The organism is Clostridium sp. 1001270J_160509_D11 (assembly GCF_015667935.1).
GTDB lineage: Bacteria > Bacillota > Clostridia > Peptostreptococcales > Peptostreptococcaceae > Intestinibacter.
In genome coordinates this window covers 1-4,518 of the sequence record NZ_JADPET010000187.1, presented here as the reverse complement: position 1 = coordinate 4,518, position 4,518 = coordinate 1, and the positions used below count along the sequence as shown (strand labels likewise).

5 protein-coding genes are annotated in these 4,518 nt (G+C 26.4%); 2 read left to right on the top strand and 3 right to left on the bottom strand.

What is annotated here, in order from left to right:
* Positions 1-178: 178 nt before the first annotated feature.
* Positions 179-748 carry a flavodoxin family protein gene (locus I4U58_RS12760; protein WP_195931723.1) on the top strand — a complete coding sequence of 190 codons (570 nt, stop codon included), beginning with the start codon at positions 179-181 and terminating at the stop codon, positions 746-748.
* 253 nt (positions 749-1,001) lie between these two features.
* On the opposite strand, the gene I4U58_RS14180 is transcribed toward I4U58_RS12760, so the two are convergent.
* A complete protein-coding gene (locus I4U58_RS14180) occupies positions 1,002-1,766 on the bottom strand; it encodes an HNH endonuclease (RefSeq protein ID WP_195931722.1) in 765 nt (254 codons plus the stop codon).
* Positions 1,767-1,942: 176 nt separating this feature from the next.
* On the opposite strand from I4U58_RS14180, the gene I4U58_RS12750 reads away from it, so the two are divergent.
* Positions 1,943-2,467, top strand: coding sequence for a hypothetical protein (locus I4U58_RS12750; protein ID WP_195931721.1), 525 nt, complete (start codon positions 1,943-1,945; stop codon positions 2,465-2,467).
* Between the two features lie 51 nt (positions 2,468-2,518).
* Here I4U58_RS12750 and I4U58_RS12745 read toward each other — a convergent pair whose 3' ends face one another.
* Entirely contained in the window at positions 2,519-3,418 is a 900-nt protein-coding gene (locus tag I4U58_RS12745) for a DNA adenine methylase (protein WP_243269634.1), read from the bottom strand.
* Positions 3,419-3,531: 113 nt separating this feature from the next.
* A complete protein-coding gene (locus I4U58_RS12740; RefSeq protein ID WP_195931720.1) occupies positions 3,532-4,461 on the bottom strand; it encodes a type II restriction endonuclease in 930 nt (309 codons plus the stop codon).
* Between the last annotated feature and the right edge of the window lie 57 nt (positions 4,462-4,518).

The following is a 4,518-nucleotide window of genomic DNA, read 5'->3' as shown; positions in this document are numbered from 1 at the left end:
TTTTATAATACTTATAAATATACATTTACTTTTTTAAAAATTTAGATATTATTAATATATAGGGGTAATTGATAATATAATTTTTGTTGTCAGCATAATTTTGTTGTTAGCTGAAATTAACACTAAATTCACTATAATATAAGTCAATTCTACAATTTCAATTAAAGGGGGAATCTACATGAAAATATTAATTTTAACTGGGAGTCCTAGGAGTAAAGGGACTACATCATTATTAGCTGATGAATTTGCAAAAGGGGCAAAAGAGGCAGGGCATGAAGTCGTTCGTTTTGATACAGGAATATTAAATATAAGACCATGCATTGGATGCCATCACTGCCAAAAGAATGGGACTAATAAATGCGTATCTGATGATGCAATGACTAGACTTTATCCAGAGATACTATCGGCAGACTTAATCGCCTTTGTAACTCCTGTATATTACTTTGGGATATCTACTCAATTAAAAACGGCAATCGATCGTTTCTTCTCTATAAACAAGAAAATCAGAAAATTCCCTAAAAAGGCAGTATTATTAGCTGCTTGTGGAGATAAACAAGAATGGGCAATGGATCCACTTAAACTTCACTACGAAACTCTTTGCCGCTATTTAAGGTTTGAAGATATGGGACAAGTATTAGCGTATTCTTGCCATGAAAGAGAAGACATGGAAAATAGTAAATACCCTGAAATGGCTAGAGAACTAGGCCGCAGCTTAGTAGAAGATTTAACTTTAGATTATACATTTTAGGTAGGAAAAAAGCTTGTAGAATACTACAAGCTTTTGTTGGATGTTTTATTTTAATTTTTTTGAGAGTGCGTTATTTATTAATCTATATTTTTATATAAATTCTTGCGCTTTGTCATTTGTATTTTTATAATAGCACATATGTTCGATATACGCAAGTGTTTTTGCGAATGTATGTTCGATTTATTTTTATATAAAAACTGCTGCGAAAAATTGAATTTTTTCTACAGCAGTTTTTCTTGAATTTATATATAATTTATGCAAATATACTTTGACTTTCTATTATATCTTTTAATTCTTCAACCGATAAAATTTTATCCCTCTTCCTATGTATCATTCTATGACAATTTGAACATAAACAAACTAAATCTTCCTCAGGATTTATAATAATTTCTCCATCAAAACTATAAAGAGGTTTAGTATGATGAACTTCTATAAAATCCTTCCCTAACTCTCCATAAACTTCTTCAAAATCAAAATCGCACACCATACATCTAGTTCCATGTATTTGTATAGCTTTTTTTCTATTTTGAGGGCTTCTTTCATACTTTGTTGTATAAATCTTTTTTAGCTTTCCTTCCACTCTATTTTCAATTTCAATTGTTTCAAGTGGATTTATATTCTCATCATTTAATGAATCTATTTTTATAAATTCAACTTTATATGTATCGCTAGATATTTTTGTGAATTTTATTGCTGGATATCCACTTTCTTTTCCCGATTTTAATCTATAATCTTTTAATACTTCATCAAATTCTTTTTTTAGATCAGCTTTCCAAAACATACGTGTTCTTGAAAGCTGAGAACTTTCCATTTCTATATGTGCTTTATATTCATTATTCTTATATATTAAGATAAGTGGTCTTTGCTCGCCATTTTGCATATTTTCAGAATCGAAAAACCATCTTATTTCTATTGGTACTCCCGAACCTCTATGTTGAAAAAATGATTTATCACAGTTTTTTATGGCTGTTATGTCGTTTACTATCTCCCATGAATAAAATTTTCCTGTTTCCCCCATTTGTATCTCCTTGGTTAAATTATTTTTAATTACTAATAACAATATATATGTATTATATAACCAAATATTTGTTCATACATTATTATATATTGAAATTCCTCTCTATATATGGTAAAAATAGTTAACCATAATAATTTATAATTAATAAACTTTAACATGAAAAGGGGGAATTTACTATGGCAAACTTACCAAATAAACACGGTGGTGGTAGTAAAACCAATATAAATGGATTACACTTTGAACAAACCACGTCATTAAATGATGCATTAATAAACAAAGGTTACACTATTAAAAATGATTCTGATGTATACCAGAATAATAAAAAAATAGGAATTTCAGCTCCAAAACATAAGTTATATAAAAATATTTTAAAACCAAGAGGTATTAATTTTGAAGATATTATATCAAAAAAATTATTACCTGATGATGCATTTTATAACCTAAATAATAACACAATATATATATTGGAAAAGAAATTCCAAAATAGTGAAGGTTCTGTTGATGAAAAATTACAAACTTGTGGATTTAAGAAATGGGAATATGAAAAATTATTTTCACCAATCGATATAAAGGTAGAATATATTTATATATTAAATGATTGGTTTAAACACTCTAAATATTCTGATACTCTAGATTACATCATTTTACAAAATTGTCATTATTATTTTAATGAGATACCTTTACACTTTTTAAATTTATAAAAATAAAAAACAAAAGAACTACTATTTAATGTAATAATAGTTCTTTTGTTTTTAATAATTTGTAACCAATATTTCGCTAACTTTTCCTCTTCCACTTCCTTTAGAATTTATCATTCTACTTGCATATACCCTCTCAATATTAAAGTCAGAGTATAAATCATCAAAGAACTCATCATTTTCATCAAAGTTCTTAGGATCAGAATTACTAAGCATTGAATAAGCACCTTTATCACTTATTTGCTTAAAGAAGTTTGCTAGTTCGACTTGACTATCATCATTAAATCCGCCTTTATTATATGCGGTAAATCCACTTTCTGTTATAGGTCTATATGGTGGATCCATATAAACTAAAGTGTTTTTAGTAATATATTTATCCACACCTTTATAATTTCCACATAATATAGTTACTTTATCTTCACCAGACTCATTTTTAAGGTTCAATAGTCTGCTTATATTTTTTAATTGCTCCAAATCAAAAATTGATGGATTTTGATGTTTCCCCCATGGGACATTATATCCACCTTTTTTATTTTCTCTATATAATCCATTAAAACAAGTCTTATTTATAAAAATAAAATTGGCTGCCTGTTTTATCTTATTAGTATTTTCCCAATCATTAAATTCATCTCGTATTCTTAAATACATTTCTTTTTTTTCTTCTTCTGAGTAATTTAAATACTCTTCTCTCATACATAATAAATCTTTTATAAGTTCATCATAACTTTCTTTTATAACTCTATACACATTAATTAATTTATGGTTCACATCATTAATTATTATTTTATTAAATTTATAATTTGATGCTAAATATATAAAGAAAGCACCTGCTCCTACAAAGGGTTCTATATATGTATCAATTTCTTTATTTTCTCTTATTTGTTGTGGCAGATTGTCTTCAAGTACTGGTAATAATTCAGTTTTTCCTCCTGCCCATTTTATAAAGGGCTTCATCTTAATTCCTTGCATCATGTCTTTCCTTTCGTAGTCACTTATTTAAATATATATAATTTATTTTTGACTTTCTATTACAACTAATACCCTTTATTTTTTTTAATACTATAGTTTTATTTTATAACCTCTTCTAGTATACCGTCTCCTATCATATCTAGATTAAAAATATAATCATTATGTTCAAAAGTTTCTCTTAAAGCAGTTTTTGCTGTGTTCCATCCTTTTCCATCCGTAAACCATATAAATCCTAAACCTTGAGTACTTAACATATCACTTAATTCTTTATATTCTCCAGCAGTTGCTTTTAATTTTGAACCTCCGACACTATAGTAATTAACCTCTACTAAATAACAATTATTTTGTGTATTTATTGCAAAATCAAATCTTCTATTAATCTTATCTAAATGTATTGTTCTTCCAAACTCAGCTTTTATTTTAACTGCTGTAGCTTGTCTTATGTAGCTGTATCCATATTTATCGCATAATTTTTTTATATATGTTTCACATATAGTTTCCATAGATTCACCTGTTCTACTTTTTCTTGCATGGGTATCCATTCCAACCTCAACACCTTTACAATAATCTAGTAAACTATTTACTTCTTTATTTACAAAGAATTTTTTTAACCCTGATTCTTCAAAAAATTTTAATAAATCTTTTTCTTCATCTTTAGTTAAAGTTACTTTACTTGTAAATAACGAATATTTATTTCTACTATTTAATGTTTCAAAATCTTCTATTATTGCAACATCTTTTAATTTATCTTTTCTTAAAGCTAACAGTAATAATAATGCTTCTTTAGTTTTATAATTATTATTTACTATTTGTAAAAATTTTTGTTCTATACTTATTTCATCTTTATTTAGTAATTCATTTAATTGATTTAATTCTTTTTTATACTTTTCGGCATTTGATATGGACTTTCCAAAGTCTGTGAAATAATCCCATGTATATATGCTATCTTTTAAAGTATTTATTAAGTGTTCAAATATTTCATCTGGTGATGTTAATCCTAGTTTTTTATAATATTTTATTGATTTCATATTACTCCCCCATTTATTTTATATAACTATAAATATGCTTAAAGACATATTTATAGT